This is a genomic window from Amycolatopsis anabasis (assembly GCF_009765355.1).
Lineage (GTDB): Bacteria > Actinomycetota > Actinomycetes > Mycobacteriales > Pseudonocardiaceae > Amycolatopsis > Amycolatopsis anabasis.
The window spans coordinates 1-18,395 of record NZ_VTHK01000075.1 but is presented as its reverse complement, the minus strand read 5'-3'; the positions used below and the strand labels follow the sequence as shown (position 1 = coordinate 18,395).

The 18,395-nt window shown below is 71.6% G+C and carries 13 protein-coding genes and 1 pseudogene; 9 read left to right on the top strand and 5 right to left on the bottom strand.

Annotated elements, in window-relative coordinates; genetic code table 11:
- Nucleotides 1–5 precede the first annotated feature (5 nt).
- Both FXO23_RS45485 and FXO23_RS45480 read left to right on the top strand, forming a co-directional pair.
- Nucleotides 6–2,084 (top strand): S9 family peptidase, encoded by a 2,079-nt coding sequence (locus FXO23_RS45485; protein ID WP_158894339.1) that lies wholly within the window; start codon nt 6–8, stop codon nt 2,082–2,084.
- Between the two features lie 22 nt (nt 2,085–2,106).
- Nucleotides 2,107–3,063, top strand: a complete 957-nt coding sequence (locus tag FXO23_RS45480; RefSeq protein ID WP_158894336.1) for an LLM class F420-dependent oxidoreductase — start codon at nt 2,107–2,109, stop codon at nt 3,061–3,063.
- Nucleotides 3,064–3,618: 555 nt separating this feature from the next.
- Here FXO23_RS45480 and crcB (FXO23_RS45475) read toward each other — a convergent pair.
- Together crcB (FXO23_RS45475) and crcB (FXO23_RS45470) are read right to left on the bottom strand one after the other, a co-directional pair.
- Nucleotides 3,619–3,993 carry a fluoride efflux transporter CrcB gene (gene crcB, locus FXO23_RS45475; protein WP_158894333.1) on the bottom strand — a complete coding sequence of 125 codons (375 nt, stop codon included), beginning with the start codon at nt 3,991–3,993 and terminating at the stop codon, nt 3,619–3,621.
- Nucleotides 3,990–4,445 (bottom strand): fluoride efflux transporter CrcB, encoded by a 456-nt coding sequence (crcB, locus tag FXO23_RS45470; RefSeq protein ID WP_158894330.1) that lies wholly within the window; start codon nt 4,443–4,445, stop codon nt 3,990–3,992. The genes crcB (FXO23_RS45475) and crcB (FXO23_RS45470) overlap by 4 nt, the downstream gene beginning before the upstream one ends.
- A 161-nt stretch (nt 4,446–4,606) precedes the next feature.
- Here crcB (FXO23_RS45470) and FXO23_RS52415 point away from each other — a divergent pair, with 161 nt between their 5' ends.
- The 4 genes from FXO23_RS52415 (at nt 4,607) to FXO23_RS45455 (ending at nt 8,864) form a co-directional block, all read left to right on the top strand.
- Nucleotides 4,607–4,738 (top strand): hypothetical protein, encoded by a 132-nt coding sequence (locus FXO23_RS52415; RefSeq protein WP_281356732.1) that lies wholly within the window; start codon nt 4,607–4,609, stop codon nt 4,736–4,738.
- The gene (locus FXO23_RS45465) at nt 4,739–5,923 is read left to right on the top strand and encodes a cupin domain-containing protein (protein WP_158894327.1); all 1,185 of its coding nucleotides are present in this window, start codon (nt 4,739–4,741) and stop codon (nt 5,921–5,923) included.
- A gap of 83 nt (nt 5,924–6,006) precedes the next feature.
- Nucleotides 6,007–6,975: a ferredoxin family protein gene (locus FXO23_RS45460; protein ID WP_158894324.1), complete on the top strand. Its 969-nt coding sequence runs from the start codon at nt 6,007–6,009 to the stop codon at nt 6,973–6,975.
- 68 nt (nt 6,976–7,043) lie between these two features.
- Nucleotides 7,044–8,864 (top strand): IucA/IucC family protein, encoded by a 1,821-nt coding sequence (locus FXO23_RS45455; RefSeq protein ID WP_158894321.1) that lies wholly within the window; start codon nt 7,044–7,046, stop codon nt 8,862–8,864.
- A 4-nt stretch (nt 8,865–8,868) separates the two neighbouring features.
- Here the strand turns inward: FXO23_RS45455 and FXO23_RS45450 are convergent, their stop codons facing one another.
- Complete coding sequence (locus FXO23_RS45450) at nt 8,869–10,104, bottom strand: glycosyltransferase 87 family protein (protein WP_158894318.1); 1,236 nt, start codon at nt 10,102–10,104, stop codon at nt 8,869–8,871.
- A 127-nt stretch (nt 10,105–10,231) separates the two neighbouring features.
- Between FXO23_RS45450 and FXO23_RS45445 the strand changes: the two genes are divergently transcribed.
- Entirely contained in the window at nt 10,232–10,921 is a 690-nt protein-coding gene (locus FXO23_RS45445) for a DJ-1/PfpI family protein (RefSeq protein ID WP_158894316.1), read from the top strand.
- A 26-nt stretch (nt 10,922–10,947) separates the two neighbouring features.
- Here FXO23_RS45445 and FXO23_RS52840 read toward each other — a convergent pair.
- Nucleotides 10,948–11,238, bottom strand: a pseudogene (locus FXO23_RS52840) (alpha/beta fold hydrolase); the annotation flags it as partial.
- A gap of 434 nt (nt 11,239–11,672) precedes the next feature.
- On the opposite strand from FXO23_RS52840, the gene FXO23_RS45435 reads away from it, so the two are divergent.
- Nucleotides 11,673–14,933, top strand: a complete 3,261-nt coding sequence (locus tag FXO23_RS45435) for an AfsR/SARP family transcriptional regulator (protein WP_158894315.1) — start codon at nt 11,673–11,675, stop codon at nt 14,931–14,933.
- On the opposite strand, the gene FXO23_RS45430 is transcribed toward FXO23_RS45435, so the two are convergent.
- On the bottom strand, nt 14,857–17,160 hold the full coding sequence (locus FXO23_RS45430) for an ATP-binding cassette domain-containing protein (protein ID WP_158894313.1): 2,304 nt from the start codon (nt 17,158–17,160) through the stop codon (nt 14,857–14,859). The genes FXO23_RS45435 and FXO23_RS45430 overlap by 77 nt on opposite strands.
- A 61-nt stretch (nt 17,161–17,221) precedes the next feature.
- Here FXO23_RS45430 and FXO23_RS45425 point away from each other — a divergent pair, with 61 nt between their 5' ends.
- Nucleotides 17,222–18,172: a helix-turn-helix transcriptional regulator gene (locus FXO23_RS45425; RefSeq protein ID WP_158894311.1), complete on the top strand. Its 951-nt coding sequence runs from the start codon at nt 17,222–17,224 to the stop codon at nt 18,170–18,172.
- Nucleotides 18,173–18,395: the final 223 nt, after the last annotated feature.

The following is an 18,395-nucleotide window of genomic DNA, read 5'->3' as shown; positions in this document are numbered from 1 at the left end:
GTCCCGTGAGTGACGATCTTTCCTTCCTCCGCAAGCAGGCCCGCACCCAGCGCTTCACCCTCGGCGCGCCCAAGGAGTTCCGGGTTTCCCCGGACGGCTCCCGGCTGCTCTTCCTGCGCGCGGAGTCGGGTTTCGACCGTCGCAACAGCCTGTGGGCCCTCGATCTCGCCGCGGGCGCCGAATCGAAGGTCGTCGACGCGGCGCGGTTGCTGCCGGGCGAGGAGGAACTGCCGCCCGAGGAGCGCGCCCGGCGGGAGCGCAGCCGGGAGACCTCCGGCGGCGTGGTCGGGTACGCGGTCGACGACGGATTCCGGCTGGCCGCGTTCCCGCTTTCCGGGAAGCTGCACACGGTGGACCTGGCGAGCGGCGAGATCACCACCCTGGTGGAGGCCGCGGTGGTCGATCCGCGGCCGAACCCGACCGGCACCTACGTGGCCTACGTCCGCGACCGCAGGCTGCGGGTGGTCGACCTGGCCACCGGCGACGACCGCGCGCTGGCCGAGGAGCCGGGCGAGGACATCGCGTGGGGCCTCGCGGAGTTCATCGCCGCCGAGGAGATGGGCCGGGCCCGCGGCTACTGGTGGGCGCCGGACGGGCGGTCCCTGCTGGTCGAACGCACCGACCGGAGCCGGGTGCCGCGCTGGCACATCGCCGATCCGGCCAATCCCGCCGCCGCGGTGAACACGGTGGCCTACCCGGCCGCGGGCGCCGCGAACGTGGACGTCTCGCTCGCCTTCCTCGGCCTGGACGGATCCCGCGTCGACGTCCAGCCGGGCGACTGGGAGTACCTGGTCGCCGTGCACTGGTCGGCGGCGGGGCAGCCGCTGCTGGCCGTGCAGCCGCGCGATCAGCGGCGCCTGGAGATCCACGCGGTCGACCCCGCCGACGGCTCGACCACCAAGCTGCGCACCGAAACCGATCCGCACTGGGTGGAGATCGTGGCCGGGGTCCCGGCCTGGACGACCGACGGCCGGTTGGTGCACGTGAGCGCCGCGGACGGCTCCTACCGGCTGCTGATCGACGGCGAACCGGTCACCGAACCAGGCTTGCAGGTCCGCTCGGTGCTGCACGTCGGGGCCGAGGTGCTGTTCAGCGCGTCGGGAGAGGACCCGACCCAGATCCACGTGTACCGCACCGAGGGGGGCAAGGCGCGCCGCCTGTCCACTGTGGATGGAGTGCACGTCGGCGCGGGCACCGCCGAGATCGCCGTGCTGTCCTCGTGGAGCCTCGAGCACAGCGGGCCGAAGGTCTCGGTGCTGCGCGACGGGCAGCCGGTGGCGGACATCGTTTCGTCCACTGTGGACCCTGGGATCGAGCCGAAGCCGCGCTGGCTGACCGTGGGCGAGCGGGACCTGCGCGCGGCGCTGCTGCTGCCGAGCGGTTACCGGCCCGGCGACGGGAAACTGCCGGTGCTGCTGGATCCGTACGGCGGCCCGCACGCGCAGCGCGTCCTGCACAGCCGCAACGCGTTCCTCACCTCGCAGTGGCTGGCCGATCAGGGCTTCGCCGTGCTGGTCGCGGACGGCCGGGGCACCCCGGGCCGGGGACCGGCCTGGGAGAAGGAGATCGCCGGGAAACTCGCCGAGGTCACCCTCGCCGACCAGGTGGACGCCCTGCACGCCGTCGCCGCCGAGCACCCCGAACTCGATCTCGACCGGGTGGCCATCCGCGGCTGGTCGTACGGCGGTTACCTGTCCGCGCTCGCCGTGCTGCGGCGGCCGGACGTGTTCCACGCCGCCGTGGCCGGGGCGCCGGTGACCGACTGGTCCCTCTACGACACCCACTACACCGAGCGGTATCTCGGTACGCCGCAGGACAATCCCGAGGGATACGAACGGAACTCGCTGATCGCCGACGCGCACCTGCTGCGCCGGAGCCTGCTCATCGTGCACGGTCTCGCCGACGACAACGTGTTCGTCGCGCACGCCCTGCGGCTGTCTTCGGCGCTGCTGGCCGCGGGCCGGGCGCACACGTTCCTCCCGCTGGTCGGGACGACCCATATGACCCCGCAGGCCGAGGAGGTCGCCGAGAACCTGATGCGGCGGCAAGTGGAATGGCTCAAACGGGAGTTGGCGGCAGGATGAGCGACCGCTTAGTATGCTGGCCATGAAGCGATGGGGCATCACCATCCCGCTGACCGGGATCCCGCTGGCCGCCCACAAGGACCTGATCGAGCGGCTGCCGGATCTCGGGTACACCGACGCGTGGTCCGCGGAAACCGCCGGAACGGACGCGTTCTCGCCGCTCCTGCTCGCCTCGCAGTGGGCGCCGCAACTCCGCCTGGGCACCGCGATCGTGCCGGTCTACACGCGCGGCCCCGGCCTGCTCGCGATGCACGCGGCGACCCTCGCCGAACTGGCTCCGGGGCGGTTCGTCCTGGGCCTCGGCACGTCGTCGCCGGTGATCGTGCGGAACTGGAACGCGGCCGAGTTCACCGAGCCGTACGCGCGGACGCGGGACACGCTGCGGTTCCTGCGCGCCGCGCTGGCGGGGGAGAAGGTCACCGCGGACTACCCGACGTTCTCGGTGAGCAAGTTCCGGCTGGAGCGCCCGCCGGACCCGGCGCCGCCGATCATGCTGGCCGCGCTGCGGCCGGGCATGCTCCGGCTGGCCGCGCGGGAGGCCGACGGCGCGATCACCAACTGGCTCGCGCCCGGTGACGTGCCCAGGGTGCGCGCCGAGATCGGCCCGGACACCGAACTCGCGGCCCGGATCTTCGTCTGCCCCACCGAGGACGCCGCCGCGGCCCGGGGCCTGGGCCGGATGCTGATCAGCAGCTACCTCACCGTGCCGGTGTACGCCGCGTTCCACGACTGGCTCGGCCGCGGCGAGGCGCTGGCCCCGATGCACGAGGCGTGGGCGGCCGGGGACCGGCAGCGGGCGAACGAGGTGATCCCGGACGAGGTGGTCGACGACCTCATCGTGCACGGCAGCGTGGACGAATGCCGCGAGCGGGTTCAGTCCTATGTGGACAACGGCCTGGACACCCCGGTGATCGCCCTGCTGCCGACCGGCGAGGACCCCTTCGAACAGGTGCGCGCCCTCGCTCCCGGACACCAGTGATCCCCCAATGCGGTTTTCTCAGTAGGGACCAGCATGTCCAGCGTCGGTACCTGGCAACCAAGGTCCCGGCCCTGCCGCGAGTTCCCCGTTCCGGGAGTTGGCGGGCGCCAATGCGGCTTTCGGTACCTTCAACGCCCCGAAAGCCACATTGGGTACCTTGACCGCCTACCGAAACGGGGAACTCGGTAGCCCGGAACGGGGGACTCGCGGAAGGTGGGAGCCCGTTGGCGCGGGTCGTCTGTTCCGGTCGCCGAGTTCCACACTCAGGCAACCGAACTCCACACTCAGGCAAGCGAAATACACACTCAGGCAAGCGAAATACACACTCGGGACCACCTCGCGACACCGGTCGGCTTCCCGGCGCCCAACGCGATCGGGAACCCGCCGGGTACCGCACACACCGCATCCGGAACCCCGAACGCGCCCCGCGGGGTCCCACACGAACAACTCGCATGGCCGAGTGTGCAACTCGCGTGCCCGAACGTGTAACTCGCGTGCCTGAGTGTGCAACTCGCGCGGCGGCGGGACTCGCGCCAAGACCTCAGTGGGAAACGGTTATCCGAAGAGCGCGGCGGCGAGGACCAGGGCTCCGGCCGCGGCGCCGAAACCGGCGAACACGGTGACCACGACGTTGGCCGCCGCGTACAGGCGGGCCCGTTCGGTGACCAGCCGGACGGTCTCGTAGCCGAATGTCGAGAACGTCGTCAGCGAGCCGCACAGCCCGATCCCGAGGAACGAACGCACCGCCTCCGGTTCACCTCCGGCCAGTGCCCAGCCCGCGAGCAGCCCGAGGATCGCCGAACCCACCACGTTCACGGTCAGCGTGCCCCACGGGAACGCGGAATCGCTCGCGCGCTGCACCCGCCGGTCGATCAGGTACCGCGCGACCGCGCCCAGCGCGCCGCCGAGGGCGACCAGCAGCACGGTCACGGCGCCTGCCTGCCCGTGTTCGCCCGTTCGAGAAGGGCTCGGGTCGGCGCCAGGCCCAGCAGCACGGACACCAGCGACGCGGCGACCGTGCCGAGCGCGTACAGCACCGCGATCCGCGGGTGCCCGGTGGCCGCGGAATCGATCGCGTCCACCACGTAGGTGGAGAAGGTGGTGAATCCGCCGAGCACGCCGACGCCGAGGAACGGCCGGAGCAACCGGTGCGGGCCGGGCGCCCCGGTGATCACCGCCATCAGCACGCCGATCAGGAGGCAACCCACCACGTTGCACAGCAACGTCGAGAGCGCGAATTCGCCCCGCGCATGGGGAAACGCCACGGAAAGCTGGTAGCGGGCGAGGCTGCCCAGCGCGCCGCCGACGGCGATGGCCAGCAGCACGTCCCACCGCTCGGCGGGGGACCGCCGGGCGGTGACGGCGGGCGGATGATCAGCCATACCGATCACCTTAGAACCGCCGTTCGGGTGAACCCGTCGGGACTAGTCTCATAGTGCCGCTTTCCCTGCTGGGCAGTGATTTTTCACTGTGCGTGGCTTACCCTGGTACGCGCTGTAGGACGATCTTCGGTCCCGTCTAGTCGTCGAGTGAAGGTGGCAGGATGGCTCAGGAAAAGGTAGACACCGCACAGCAAACCGGCAGTGGCCTGTTGCTGGAAGTCGAGCGGCTTCCCGGCGCGGTCGACCGCGGCAAGGTCAACGGAGCAGTCGCCGACAACGACGGCAACGACTGAGTGCCCGAATCGCCGACCCTGGCTGACCTCGTCGCTCCGGTCGAGGTCAGCCAGTTTTATGCGGAGGTCCAGGGCAAGACGTACCGGCGCTTCCCGGGGCGGCGCGGCCGGTTCGCGGAGCTGATGCCGTGGCCCGCGCTCAACGCGATCCTGCGGCAGCACCGGCTGCAGTTCCCGCGCCTGCGGCTCGCGTTGGACGGGCAGCCGGTGCCCGTGGACACCTACACCGAGATGGTCCCGTCGCGGCGGATGGGCATGATCCCCCGCCTGCTGTCCGCGCCGTTCACCGAGCAGTTGCGCGAGGGCGCGACGCTGGTGCTCGACGCGGTGCAGGAACTCTGCGACCCGGTCGGTGACCTCGCGCGCGGGCTGGAGCACGAGCTCCGCGAGGGCGTCCAGGTCAACATGTACCTGGGGTGGGGCGTCACGCACGGGTTCGACGTGCACTGGGACGACCACGACGCGTTCATCCTGCAGGTCGCCGGGCGCAAGCGCTGGCGCATGCACGGTCCCACCCGGCCCGCCCCGCTGCACCGCGACGTGGAGCTGCCGCCGCAGCCGCCCGCCGAGCCGATCGACGACTTCGTCCTCGAGGACGGTGACGTGCTGTACGTGCCGCGTGGCCACTGGCACGACGTCACCTCGCTCGGGGAGTTGTCCTTGCACCTGACCGTCGGGTTCAGCCCGGCCACCGGCGCCGATCTGGTCACCTGGCTGGCCGACCAGCTCCGGTCCAGCGTCCGGTTCCGCCAGGACCTCCCGCGCTTCGCCCCGGCCGAGGTCCGCGCGGCCCATGCCGCCGCGCTGCGCGCCGAGCTCGAAGCGGCCATGACCCCGGACGTCGTCGACCGGTTCCTCGCCGACCGCGACGCCGGCGCACCGGCCCATCCGCGGATCGGGCTGCCGTGGGCGGCGACCGCCGGACTGCTCCCCGACGAGGACGAGGCCGAAGTGCGGTCGCTCGTCCCGCGCGCGGTCCTCGAGTGCGGCGACGGAACGGTGACGTTGCTGGCGTCCGGGAAGCGGTTCGTCTTCGCCGCGGCGGCCGAACCGGTGCTGACCGCGCTGCTCGACGGGACGCCGCAGCCGATCAAGAACCTGGTGGGTGTGTCCGGGCTCGATCGGGACACCGTCCGCGCTCTGCTCGGCGAGCTGACCGCGCAAGGACTTCTCTCGGTCGGGTGACCTGTACCTCCCTGCCGACCTGAGAACGTCGTTGTAAGATTAGGCATGCCTAACGGAACTTCCGGGTTCGACCAGGCGGTCTGATGACCGTTCAGGCCGCCGACGAGGAAGGGCGGTCCGGCACGCTGCCGGGCTGCGCCGTGGTCGCGCGCCTGCTCGGTGCCCATCCCGCCGGGACGGCGGCCGATATGCGCTGCTGGCTGCTGATCGAGCAGCCGGGGCCGTGGCCCGCCGACGCGCTGGAGACCGTGCTGGCCGAGGCGTTCCCGCCCGGACACCGGGCTCTGCTGGAGGAACTGCGCTCCACCCGCGGCCTGCGCCCGTTGCTGATCCGCCGTCCGGGCAAGCACCAGCGGCGGCCGGGCGCACCTCGGACCGTGTTCGTCGGAGGCGGCGAACCGGGCAACCGGTGGCTCGAACGGCTGGAGATCGGCGACCTCGGTGAACTGGCCGCGCTCGACCTGCGGGCGGTGGCCGACGGCCGCGGCGGCGTCGGCGAACCCGTGGACGGCCCGCTCTTCCTGGTGTGCACGCACGGCACCAAGGACGTGTGCTGCGCCGTCCTCGGGCGGCCGGTGGCGTCCTCGCTCAGCGCCAACCATCCCGGACGCGCTTGGGAGACCAGCCACGTCGGCGGCGATCGGTGGGCGGGAAACCTGCTGGTCGTCCCGGACGGATACCTGCACGGTCAGCTCAACCCGGCCGAGGCCGGGCTGGTCGCGAAGGCGGCCCTGCGCGGGCAGGTGGAGCCGGAACAACTCCGCGGGCGGACGAGTGCCCCGAGCGCGTGGGCGCAGTTCGCGGAGATCGCGGTGCGGCGGCACACCGACCTGCGCGGCCTGGACGACGCGATCGCCGTCCGCGAGGAACCGCTGCCCGAACCCGACGGCCACGAACCCGGCGCCGAGGCGCGGATCGTCACGGTCCGCGGGGGCGAGGAGCACTTCGTGGTGACCGTCCGGCGCCGCCCGGCCCCCTGCGGCGGCACCAGCCGCTGCGCCGGGCTGATCGCGCCGCCCGGATATGTGACGGAAAGCATAGTGCGCGCCTGAGCGACGTCACGCTGCCGGTGCGGTGGGTGTTCACTACCGTCGGACCAGACATCTCTTCAGGGGCGGCGATGACCTACAACCCGGACGACCGGCTCGACCCGGCGAGCGCATGGCGGGAAGCCGGTTCGCTGATCACGCACAAGGCGCTCGGCGAATTCTCGGCCGAGGGTCTGTTCGAACCGGACCCGGTGACCGACGAGCGACCGGGCGAGTACCGCGACTGGCGGCTCGCGCTGCCCGGGGACGTGGTCTACCGGTTCCGCGCGCGGCGGGGCGCTTTCGACGCGTGGACGGTCGCGCCCGGCAGCGCCACGCGCCAGGCCGGAGCCGGAGAATCCGTTCCCGCGACGGATCCGCGGATCCTGCTCGCCGACGCCCGGGGTGTGCTCGGCCTGACCGGTTCACGGCTCGCCGACGTGCTCGCCGAACTCACCGCGACGGTCGCCAACGAGGCCGACCGACTCCAGCAGCCGATCACCGCGGCGAAGCTGGCCGCCCTGGACTACAACCTGGCGGACGGGCACCTGACCGGGCATCCCCGGCTGGTGCTCAACAAGGGCCGGGTCGGGTTCTCCGCGAGCGATCGCGAGCGGTACGCCCCCGAATCCGGCGCGGACGTCCTGCTGCGCTGGTTCGCCGTGCGCCGGGAGCTGGCCGAGTTCCGGTGCGTCGAGGAGCTGTCCGAACAGGTGCTGCTCGCCGGGGAACTGGACGCCGAGCAGCGCGCGGAGTTCGCCGCGCGGGTGGCCGAGGCGGGCGGCGACCCGGCCGACTACCAGTGGGTGCCGGTGCATCCGTGGCAGGCCGACGAGATCCTCGGCACGCTGTACGCGGCGGAGCTCGCGACCGGGGTGCTGATCGACCTCGGCCAGAGCCGCGACCACTACCGCCCGCACCAGACCGTGCGGACGCTGGCGAACGTCAGCCGCCCGGGCCGCCACGACGTGAAGACCGCGGTGTCGGTGCGGAACCGGCAGGTGTACCGGGGGCTGCCCCCGGCGGCGGCGCTCGCCGGTCCCGCGATCACCAGCTGGCTCACCCGGGTCAGCGCGGCGGATCCGTTGCTGTCCAAGGAATATCGGTTCGAGCTGCTCGGTGAGGTCGCGGGCGTCTCGGTGCGCCACCCGCTGTTCGGCGCGCTCGGGGAACTGCCCGGCCGGTTCCACGAAACCCTCGGCGCGCTGTGGCGGGAGCCGATCGCGACGCGGCTGGCCGAGGGCGAGCAGGCGCTTTCCTTCGCCGCGCTGCTCTACCTGGACGCCGAGGGCGACGCGGTGCTCACCGAGCTGATCGCCCGCTCCGGGCAGACCGCCGAGCAGTGGTGCGCCCGCGTCTTCGACCTGCTGCTCGCGCCGCTGCTGCACTGGCTGCTGCGGTACGGCGTCGGGTTCTGCCCGCACGGCCAGAACCTGATCCTGATCGTGGACGACCACGGCCGCCCGCTGCGCGTGGCGATCAAGGATTTCGCGCAGAGCGTCGATCTGCTCGACGAGGAGCTCGAGTGCTATGCGTCGCTCGATCCCGAGGCCGCCGGGGACCTGCCGCGACGGCCCGCGCGGCAGCTGGCGCGGTCGTTGTTCGTGTCGGTGTTCTCCGGGCAGTTGCGGTTCTGGGCCGAGATCCTCTTCGACGACCTCGAACTGCCGAGGCCGCGGTTCTGGGAGCTGGTGCGCGAGGTGGTGACCCGGTTCCGCGCGGAAAACCCCGAACTCGCCACCCGGTTCGACGCGTGCGAACTGCTCGCCGAGACGGTCGAGCGGGTCACGTTGAACCGGGAACACTTGGCGGGCAAGGGATTCGACAAGACCGAGCGGAGCGGCGAGCTGGACCTCGGTCGCGGCCGCGTGCCGAATCCCTTGCACGGCCCGGATCCCGCCGGGGCGTGGTGAGCGGTCACTGGCTGGCGGCGTCCAGTTTGGGCGGACCGAGTTCCGGCAGGGGGCCGGGTTCGGGTTTCGTGCGGAGTTTCGGGATGGCGTAGGCCAGCAGCAGGACGAGGCCGCCGAGCACGTAGGACGCCCCGAGGAGTTGCTGCTCGGGCGTCCAGTCGAGCTGCACCTCGGGGAAGGTCGTCTGCGGCAGTTCGCGGAACGGTGCGAGGTAGAAGAGCACGGCCGCGCCCAGGGTCGCCACCAGCCAGCCCCAGGCGGCGCGCGATCCCTCGCGCCACCGGCGAACCGCCTGCACCGCGGTCACCAGCATCGTCGGCACCACCCAGACCCAGTAGTGCGACCAGGAGGTCGGCGAGGCGAGCAGGGTGAATCCCGCGTTGGCCAGGAGCGCCGCCGCGGGTTCGCCGCGCCGGATCGCGATCGCCACCACGACGAGCAGTGCGGCCACGAGCAGGATCCACAGCACCTTGCTCAGCCCTTCGGGCATTCCGGTGCGGGTCAGCACGGCGTCGATCGCCTGATTGGTCCGGAATGCGGTACCGCTCACCCCGGACGCACCCGCGAAACCGCCGAACCAGTACCGGATCGAGTCGCTCGCGCCGGTCACGAAGCCGATCGCCGTGGCGACGAACCAGGTGATCGCGGCGGTGAGCGCGGACCGGTAGTCCCGGCGGGCGAGGAAGAACAGGACGAACGCGGCGGGGAACAGTTTGATCGCCGCGGCCAGCCCCACCCCGAGCCCGCGGGGCCACCAGGTCCGCCCGGCGAGGCAGTCCACCGCGATCAGCGCCATCAGGATCAGGCTGATCTGGCCGAATTCGAACGTCTGGCTCACCGGCTCGAGCAGGCACGCGATCGGCAGGCCCGCCGAACCGAGCACGATCGCGCCGCCGCGGCCGCCCGCCGGCCACACCCGCCGGGCGACGACGTACAGGGTCGCGGCCAGGCAGAGGAAGTTGACGACGAACAGGGTGACCACCGCGGCATCCCACGGCAGGATCGCCAGCGGGCTCAGGATCAGTACGGCGAACGGCGGATAGATGAACGGCAGATGGGTGCCGCCCACGACCGCGGGCAGTTCGCCGTACATGTCGCGGCCTTCCCACCAGGCCTGGACGCCGAACCGGTAGACCTCGAGGTCGATGTGCGCCTCCGGGAGTGCCTCCAGCATGGCTCGGGCGGAGAAGAACAGAGCAACCGCCGCGAGCACGGGTACGACCCAGAGGTATGAACGCATCGCATCACAGGGTAGATCGTGTCCTTCGCCATCGGTGAATGTGTCAGCTTTCCGCCACCGGACGTACTTCACAGGATTCCGGACATCCCCTGGCAGCACTGGGTTTTCGTTCGCGAGACTGCGATGCATGGCTGAAGAGAAAACGATTGCGTTCGTTCTTTACCCGGGTCTTACGGTCTTGGATCTAGTGGGGCCGTTGCAGGTGCTCACCGATGTGCCGGGATACCGCACCGTGGTGGTCGCCGAACGGCTCGACACCTGGGAGACCGACACCTCGCTGCGGGTCACCGCGAGCCACACCTTCGCCGAAGTGCCGGACCCGTCCGTGGTGATCGTTCCCGGCGGCGGGGCGCCCACCCTGCGGGCCCTCGCCGACGAGACCCTGATCGGCTACCTGCGCGACGTCGGCGGCCGGGCGGAGGTCGTCGGTTCGGTGTGCACGGGCTCCCTGGTGCTCGGCGCCGCGGATCTGCTCAAGGGGCGCCAGGCGACCACCCACTGGTCCATGCTGGACCGGTTGACCGCGTTCGACGCCACCCCGGTCCGCAAGCGCTGGGTGGAGGACGGCCCGGTCATCACCGCCGCCGGTGTCTCCGCCGGGATCGACATGGCCCTGCACCTGCTCACCCGCCTGGCCGGCGCCGACTACGCGCGCCTGGCCCAGTACATCCTCGAGTACGACCCGGAACCACCGCTCGGCCGCCTCGACTGGACGAAGGCGCCCCACGACTTCTTCGCCCCGTTCGTCGAGCAGTGGCTGCAGGAGGCCCTCGGCGACCACCCGGACCTCCACACCCGCCTCGCCGGGCCGCGGTGAAGATTCGCCGCCCGGTCACCCGCGCTGGGCGGCGGCGTGCAGGAGGTCGGCGATCCGGCCGGGGCACGATGGCGTCGGCCAGCGGGTGCCCGGGAACCGCGCGCTGATCCGGGCCAGGGATTCCCCTGTTCCAGGGCGAACGCGGCGACGTAGACCAAGCCGCGGACGTTGGCCGTGTCGCGGGCGGCGTTCGTGATCACCGCGCCCCCGTAGGAGTGCCCGGCCAGGACCACCGGGCCGTCCAGGCCGCGCACGACGCTGGCGACGTAGGCCGCGTCGGAGGCCAGGCCGCGCAACGGGCTGGCCACCGCGAGCACGTCGTATCCCCGGCACCGCAACGGGTGGATGACCTCGGTCCAGGAGCTCGCGTCGGCGGGTGATGTCGGAGCGATCCATTCGGCTGCCCTCCTCGGTGCTGTCCCCGGACGGCGCGCCGCCGGTCGATCACCGCCCACGGTGCCCGGAGCCCGATGACATCCCGATGAAACGGCACGCCAACTCAGCGCCGGCTCAGCGGCGGCTCAGCGGGTTGTTCCACCCTCGAGCCGGACCCGTTCCCTGCGCGGGTCCACCTTTCTGGCTGGACCGTCGTTCGGTGTGGAGGTCTCGTGCGCATTCCCCCGAGAAACATCGGAGCGCCGGGTATTACCCCGGATGCCCGATTCGCAGCCGACTGGCGGCGGTAAGGAGAGCCGACCGGCGACGATATCGTCTTTCCTGGGGGTAAGACGAAACGTAGCCGGAGAAGCCGATGCGTTTTCGGGTACTCGGACCGTTGCAGGTGCGCGATGGCGCGGACTGGTCGACGATCCGCGCCGCGCAGCAGCGCATCGTGCTCGCGATCCTGCTGGTCGAAGCCGGTCGGGTGGTCTCCGCGGACCGGATCGTGGACGAGATCTGGGGCGACCGGCCGCCGCGAACGGCACTGAACACCGTGCAGGGGTACGTGGCGCGCCTGCGCCGGTTGCTCGGTAGTAACGCGAACACCGCACTGGTGACCGAGGACCGCGGCTACCGGCTGGCCCTCGAGGACGGCGAACTCGACTCCGCGGTGTTCGAGCGGCTCGCGGAATCCGGCCGGCGCGCCGCGCGCGAGGGCCGGTGGGAGGCCGCGTCCGGGGATCTGGGCGCGGCTCTCGCGTTCTGGCGGGGACCGGCGCTGGCGGACGTCCCGGCGACCGCGGCCGTCGCGGCGGAGGCGACCCGGCTGGAGCAGTGCCGGTTGTCGGCGCTGGAGGCGCGGCTGGATGCCGAGTTGCAACTCGGCCACCACGCCGAGACCGTCGACGAACTGCACCACCTCGTGGACGAGTATCCGTTGCGCGAGCGCTTGCGGGGGGCGCTGATGCTGGCGCTCTACCGGTGCGGCCGGCGCGCGGAGGCGCTGGAGACCTATCGGCGCGGGCGGGCGGTGCTCGTCGCGGAACTGGGCCTGGAACCGGGCCCGCAGCTGCGCTCCCTCGAGCGCGCGATCCTGGACGACGACGCGGCCCTGTCCCCGCATTCCGGTCCGGTCGTCGTGGCCGGGGGGACGGCCGTACCGGCGCAGCTGCCCGCCGACGTGGCCGGGTTCACCGGCCGCCAGGCCCAGCTGGACCGGCTCGACGATCTCCTCGCGGCGGGGGCGGAAACCGGCGCCGCGGTGGTGATCTCGGCGATCGACGGAACGGCCGGTGTCGGCAAGACGGCGCTGGCCGTGCATTGGGCACACCGCCTGCGGGACCGCTTCGCCGACGGCCAGCTGTTCGTGAACCTGCACGGTTATGCCCCGGCCCCGCCAATGCGGCCGATCGAGGCGCTGGCCCGGTTCCTGCGCGCGCTGGGCGTGCCCGCCGACCAGGTGCCGGCGAACCTCGAAGAGGCCGCCGCGCTCTACCGGAGCCTGCTCGCCGACCGGCGCGTGCTGGTCGTGCTGGACAACGCGTCCCATCCCGATCAGATCCGCCCCCTGCTGCCCGGCGCGCCCGGCTGCCTGGTCCTGGTCACCAGCCGGAGCGTGCTGGGCGGCCTGATCGCTTACGACGGCGCGCGGAGCCTGCAGCTGGACGTGCTCACCACCGGGGAAGCCCGCGCGCTGCTCGAACGGCTGCTCGGCGCCGAGCGGGTCCGCGCCGAGCCGCGGGCGGCGGCCGAACTGGCCGGGTTGTGCGCTCATCTGCCCCTGGCCCTGCGCCTCGCCGCCGCACATCTCATTGTCCGGCCGAGGATGCCGATCGCCGGTTACGCCGAACGGCTGCGCGGCGGTGACCGGCTCAGCGCCCTGGAAATCGACGGCGACGAGCACAGCGCGGTGCGCGCCACCTTCGGGCTCTCCTACCGCGCCCTGCCCGCCGACGCGCGGCGGCTGTTCCGGCTGCTCGGCTCGAACCCCGGCCCGGACTTCACCGTGGAGGCGGCCGCGGCCCTCGCCGGCGCCCCGGCCGGCGACACCGGCGCGCTGCTGGCCCAGCTCACCGCGGGGCACCTCGTCGACGAGCACGCGCCGGGGCGCTACCGGCTGCACGATCTGCTCCGGCTTTACGCCCGCGAGCGCGGTGCGCGGGAAGACGACGCGCCCGAACGCGACGGCGCGGTCCAGCGGCTCTACGAGTGGTACCTGGGGACCGTCGACGCGGCCGCGGCGATCCTCTACCCGCAGATGCGCCGGCTCACCCTGTCCGACACCGAGCGCCGATCCAGCCCGGATCTCTTCGACGACCACACCGAGGCGCTGGCCTGGCTGGACACCGAGCGGCCGAACCTCGTCGCCGCGGTCGCCCGCGCGGCCGATCGCGGACCGCCGGTGGCCGCCCAGCTCGCCGATGCCCTGCGCGGCTACTTCTGGCTGCGCATGTACACAGTGGACTGGATAACGGTGGCCGAAACCGGGCTCCTGCTCGCCGAGGAAGCCGCCGATCGGCAAGCCCAGACGGTCGCCCTGCTGAGCCTCGCCGACGCCCACTACCGCCAGGGCCGGTTCCGGCAGGCGGTGGAGTTCTCCCGCCGTGCGCTGGACATCGCCCGGCGAGCCGACTGGCCCCGCGGTCAGGCGGCGGCGCTGGGCAATCTCGGCAACCTGCAGCTGGGGGATGGGCGACTGCCGGAGGCCGTCGACTACCACCGGCGCGCGCTCGCGCTCCACCAGTGCACCGGCAGGCTGGCCGGCCAGGCCAACACCCTCGGCAATCTCGGCATCGTCCACCGGCAACGGGGAGACCTGCGCGCGGCCCTCGAGCACTTCACCCAGGCGCTGGCCATCAACCGCAAACTTGAGTCCCGCCAGGGTGAGGCGGTCAGCCTCACCAATCTGGGCGCGGTCTGGCACGACCTGGGACGGCTCGACGAGGCCGTGGCCCATTTCGAGCAGGGGCTCGCCCTGCACCAGGAGGTCGGCAACCGCGGCGGTGAGGCGGAAACCCATACCGGGCTGGCGGCGGTGCACTGCGACACCGGCCGCTACACCGCGGCCCTCGAGCAGGCGCACACCGCCCTGGCGCTCGCCCGGGACGCGGGCGACCGCGCCGCCGAGACCGACGCGACGAACCTGCTCGGCACCGTGCACCGCCGGCTGGGGCACGATGCCGACGCGGTGATCCGGTACCGCCAGGCCCGCGATCTCGCGCGGGGCACCTCCCGCCACGCGGAGATCACGGCCACCATCGGCCTGGCCGCCGCGCGCCACGACCTCGCTGGAGCCGGACGTGTCGCGGAATTCGCCGAGCGGTCCGGATTCCGCGTGCTGGCGGGCGAAGCCCGGCTCCTCGTCGCCACCATCCAATGTGGACGGGACCGGGCCGGTGCGGCGGCCGCGATCGCCGGGCACGCGCTCGCCCTCCACCGCGAAACCGGGCATCTCCTCGGCCAGGCCCGCGCCCTCCTCGTCCTCGCCCACCTGCTCGACGCCGCCGGACGGCACGAACGGGCGAGAACGCACCACCAGGAAGCGCTCACCCTGTTCACCGGCATCGGGGCCCCGTGGGCCGAGCACGCTCGCTGCTTGCTGTCGGCGCCGCGCCGGGATCAGCGGACCTGACGCCGCGCAGGGCTTGTGCGGTGGCGGTGCCGGTGATGTCCGCGACGGGGCCTTGGTAGAGGATCCGCCCGCCGTGCTTCCCGGGGCCCGGGCCGAGGTCGATGAGCCAGTCGGCTTGCCGGATGACGTGCAGGTTGTGTTCGATGACGACGACCGTGTGGCCGTGTTCCACGAGGTTGTCGAGGACACCCAGCAGGGTGTCGATGTCGCGGAGGTGGAGTCCGGTGGTGGGTTCGTCCAGGACGTAGAGCGTCGGGCCGGTGGTGTCGCGGAGTTCCTTGGCGATCTTGACGCGTTGGCACTCGCCGCCGGAGAGGGTGGTCAGCGGCTGGCCGAGGCGCAGGTAGCCGAGGCCGACCTGGCCGAGGTGGCGGAGGGCCTTGGTGATCGCCGGATCGGGCAGCCGGTCGATGGCTTCGGTGATGGTGAGGTCGTCGACGTCGGCGATGGAGAGTCCGTCGACCTTGTGGCGCAGGACATCGGGGGTGAACCGCCGTCCTTGACAGGTCTGGCAGACCGTCTCCTGGCCGTCCAGGAAGGCGAGGTCGGTGTAGATGACGCCGAGGCCCTGGCAGTCGGGGCAGGCGCCCTCGGAGTTGGCGCTGAACAGGCTCGCGGGGACGTTGTTGTGGCGTGCGAACAGTTTCCGGATGGGAGTGGCGATGCCGGTGTAGGTGATGGGGGTCGAGCGGCGGTTGGTGCTGACGGGTTTCTGGTCGATCACGACGGCGTCGTGCTGGGCGACGAGTTCGGTGGCGAGGCTGGACTTCCCCGAGCCGGCCACGCCGGTGAGCACGGTCAGGACCGCCGCCGGTATTTCGGCGGTCACGTTCTGGAGGTTGTTGCGGGTGGCGCCCGCGACCGTGATGAAGCCGCGCGGTGTTCGTGGGTGTTCCTTGCCGGGCGGTTGCCGCGACAGCGCGGCCGCGGTGGGCGTGCGGGCTTGGTGGAGTTCGGCGAAGGTGCCGTGGAAGACGAGTGTGCCGCCCTGGTCACCGGCGCCCGGTCCGACCTCGACGATCTGGTCGGCGATGGCCATGACCTCCGGGTCGTGCTCGACGACCAGGACGCTGTTTCCCTTGTCCCGCAACTGCTTGAGCAGGGTCGTCAGAGCGGAGACGTCGTGCGGGTGGAGGCCGACGGTGGGTTCGTCGAAGACGTAGAGCATCTCGATCAGGCTGCTGCCCAGGTGCTTGACGGTCTTGATCCGCTGCGATTCGCCACCGGACAGGGTCGTGGTGGCGCGGCCGAGGTGGAGGTATCCGAGCCCGATGGTGACCATGGCGTCCAGCCTGTCCTTCAGCGCGGCCACGACCGGCTGCACCGCCGCCTCGGTCACCTTCGTCACCAGTTCGGCGAGCTCGCTGATTTCCATTCGCGCCATTTCGCCGATGGTGCGGCCGAGCACCGTGGCGGTCCGGCCGGCCTGGTTGAGCCGATCGCCGTGGCAGTCCGGGCACACGTCGGAGCGGGTGAACCGGGCGAGGGTTTCCTTCTTGCGGTCGGACAGGTTGTCCGAGGTGTGCAGGTAGATCCGTTCGAACCGCTCGACGATGCCTTCGTAGTCCTTCGGGAGCTTGGCGCCCAGGCGTGCGGCGTGCTCGCCACCGAACAGGAGCGCGTCCCGCTCGGCTCGGGTCCAGTCGCGCAAGGGGGTGTCGACGTCGAAGGTGCCGATATCGGCGTACTGGGAGTACCAGTAACCCCCGTTGCCGAACCCGGGCAGCAGGATGGCGCCGTCCCGCAGCGACCTGTCCGGGTCGAAGAAGCGGTCGACCGCGCTGACGACGCGCTCACCGAGGCCGGAGCAGGTGGGGCACATACCGGCGGGATCGTTGAAGGAGAAGTGGTTCGACTCGCCGACGTGCGGCGTGCTCACGCGGGAGAACAGGAGCCTGAGGTAGGTCCACGCGTCCGTGATCGTGCCGACCGTGGACCGGGCGTTTCCGCCGATGCGTCGCTGGTCGATGACCACCACCGGGGAGAGCCCGTCGATCTGGCCGACCTCGGGCCGGGCCCACTTCGGCAGCCGGTTCCGGATGAACGGCGAGAACGTCTCGTTGAGCTGGTAACCGGCCTCGGCGGCGATCGTGTCGAACACCAGCGACGACTTGCCCGAACCGGACAAGCCCACGAACACCACCACCCGTCCGCGGGGCACGTCGAGGTCGAGGGACTTCAGGTTGTTGGTCCGGGCTTCCCGGATCCGGATCGAACGCTGCGCCATGGCACGACACTACGATCAGATGTGGTCAGAAAATGTCCGCGATTTCGGCGACAATGCGTTCATGACCGACGTCACGCAACGAGTCCTCGCCCTGCTGGCGGCGCTGCAGACCGGGAGGGCGTTCACCGGCGACGAGCTCGCGACCCGCCTCGACGTCAGCCCGCGCACGCTGCGACGGGACGTCGATCGGCTCCGCGGCTACGGCTATCCCGTGGAGACCCAGCCGGGTCCAGGCGGCTACTACCGGCTCTCCGCCGGGAGCGCCATGCCCCCGCTCCTCCTGGAGGACGACGAGGCCATCGCGACCCTCCTGGGCCTGGCCACCCTCGCCTCGACCGGAAGCGCCAGCGCGGGAAGCCTCGACGATGCCGCGATCCGCGCCTACGGCAAGGTGGACCAGTACCTGCCCAAGCGCCTCCGGCCGCGAGCGGCGGCGTTGCGCGCCAGCCTGGAAACCGGCCGGAACCCGGCCCCCAGCACCAGCGCCGAGACCTTGAGCACGCTCGCCGACGCGATCCACCACCGGCGCCTGGTGACCTTCGACTACACCAGCGCGAAGGGGGCCACGACCGCGCGCCAGGTCGAGCCCCACCGCCAGATCCACCAGCTGCTGCGCTGGTACCTGCTCGCCTGGGACACCGGCAAGCGCGCCTGGCGCGTCTTCCGCACCGACCGCGTCGCCAACCTCCACCAGCGGGGCGAAACCTTCGCACCCCGCCCGCTGCCCGCCGACACCGGCATCGACTACCTCCGCCAGGGCCTCGACAAGCACAAGCAGCGCGTCGTCGTGACCATCGACGCCCCGATGACCGCGGTGACGGACGCCTTCAAGCACCAGGACGTCGAACTCACCCCGCTCGCCCAGGACAGCACGCGTGCCGTCCTCATGCTCGACACCTGGCAGTGGCTGCTGCTGCACCTCGCCTTCCTCGACGCCGCCTTCACCATCCACGAACCCGCCGAATTCCGGGCGGCGTGCCAACGATTCGGCGCCCTGCTCTCGGGGTCGTGAGTGTTCGGGCCACTTAGTGCGACACCGCGCGGGTGGTGGTGTTCGGAGGTACCCAATGCGGCGTTCGGTACCTGCAACGCCCCGAAAGCCGCATTGGTGTCCTCCGGGTACCGGAACGGGGAACACACGCGGCCAGAACGAGAGACTCGCCGCGGGCGGGGATCCTGAACCGCCCCGGGTTCGGTAGAGACTCGTTACTGGGGTCAGGCGACCAGGCTTGTCA

Coding starts and splice junctions, on each gene's coding strand:
- FXO23_RS45480 (WP_158894336.1), top strand. CDS start 2,107: ATGAAGCGATGGGGCATCACCATCCCGCTGACCGGGATCCCGCTGGCC.
- FXO23_RS52415 (WP_281356732.1), top strand. CDS start 4,607: ATGGCTCAGGAAAAGGTAGACACCGCACAGCAAACCGGCAGTGGCCTG.
- FXO23_RS45425 (WP_158894311.1), top strand. CDS start 17,222: ATGACCGACGTCACGCAACGAGTCCTCGCCCTGCTGGCGGCGCTGCAG.
- FXO23_RS45455 (WP_158894321.1), top strand. CDS start 7,044: ATGACCTACAACCCGGACGACCGGCTCGACCCGGCGAGCGCATGGCGG.
- FXO23_RS45450 (WP_158894318.1), bottom strand. CDS start 10,104: ATGCGTTCATACCTCTGGGTCGTACCCGTGCTCGCGGCGGTTGCTCTG.
- FXO23_RS45460 (WP_158894324.1), top strand. CDS start 6,007: ATGACCGTTCAGGCCGCCGACGAGGAAGGGCGGTCCGGCACGCTGCCG.
- crcB (WP_158894330.1), bottom strand. CDS start 4,445: ATGGCTGATCATCCGCCCGCCGTCACCGCCCGGCGGTCCCCCGCCGAG.
- FXO23_RS45445 (WP_158894316.1), top strand. CDS start 10,232: ATGGCTGAAGAGAAAACGATTGCGTTCGTTCTTTACCCGGGTCTTACG.
- FXO23_RS45435 (WP_158894315.1), top strand. CDS start 11,673: ATGCGTTTTCGGGTACTCGGACCGTTGCAGGTGCGCGATGGCGCGGAC.
- FXO23_RS45430 (WP_158894313.1), bottom strand. CDS start 17,160: ATGGCGCAGCGTTCGATCCGGATCCGGGAAGCCCGGACCAACAACCTG.